Source organism: Hyella patelloides LEGE 07179, assembly GCF_900659865.1.
Classification (GTDB): domain Bacteria; phylum Cyanobacteriota; class Cyanobacteriia; order Cyanobacteriales; family Xenococcaceae; genus Hyella; species Hyella patelloides.
Genome location: NZ_LR214352.1, coordinates 1 through 1,053, shown reverse-complemented (window position 1 = coordinate 1,053; position 1,053 = coordinate 1). Strand labels below are relative to the sequence as shown.

Below are 1,053 nucleotides of genomic sequence, written 5' to 3'. Positions count from 1 at the left end.
GGGAGCAAGTCAATTACGTAAGAACAAAAATATTAGTTTTTCAAAAGGGTATTGTTAAGATAGGCACATCGATGTTTTAAAACCTGCGATACATTTTCTGGTTTCCATTGCGCCCCTGAAATTTTCAATCTTCTGTCTATCTGCTTAAGCTGTTGATTCAACTGCTCCGGAAGCGATAGAACAAATGTTTTCAGCTTGATAATAGTCATAATTAACAATACGATGACGATGATTTTGTAAATAAGTACAAAAATTCTGTGCTGCTTTTTTCTTCATAGGTGAGAATAAGGCTAAAGTCGCATCCACTTTTCCTTGCCATAATAACTGTTTGCCTTGAGCGATACGTTTGAGTGAACCGCCAACCTTGTAAAGATTCTCTGCTAAATGAAACCAGTCAAGAATCTGCCTGGTTTCTCCTTGAGGATGGAATTGGGAATCTGATGAACCAATTCCAGGATGACCATCGCCCAAGCAATTGAGAACTGTATCAAAGGGTTGATGGTTAACCCATTCAACTAGCTGTTTATTTTCCTGAAACCATCCCATTCGCGACTGAGAATTAATGCAGATAGCTTTGTAGTCTCTCCAAATACAAGCTTCTCCTTTAGTCTCTGTTCTCAGACGTATTTTCCCTCCGTCTACGCTAATTTCTCCTACTTTTGATTTACACTCAGCATCACGAAACTGATATCGATGAACCAATCTTTGCTGGGTCTTGCCTGAAACTATCATCCCTGTGTAACGTGCTACATCTTGCGCTGCATTTTCATATGACACATTGGCACGATCTCGAAGGCAACATTCTGTCAAATAAGGGCTAATTCTCTGATGAGGCTTGATTTTCAGTTTGTGAGCTGGCTTCTCACTAATTGGTAATTTCCCAATGATGCTCTTTATGTTTCTAGTTCTTCCTGATGCTGTTCCTGTTGCTTTTGAGATGAAAAAAAACCAACTTGAGGACTAATATATTCGAGTGTTTGCTTTCTAACCGTTTCTTCTATTTTGCTGAAAGTTTTTACTTGTTCTGGCTTGGTTTGCTTATCGAGTATTTTG

At 38.8% G+C, this 1,053-nt stretch carries 1 pseudogene; it reads right to left on the bottom strand.

Going from position 1 to position 1,053, the window contains the following annotated elements:
- Positions 1-32: 32 nt before the first annotated feature.
- A pseudogene (locus tag H1P_RS33685) lies at positions 33-1,053 on the bottom strand (ISKra4 family transposase); the annotation flags it as partial.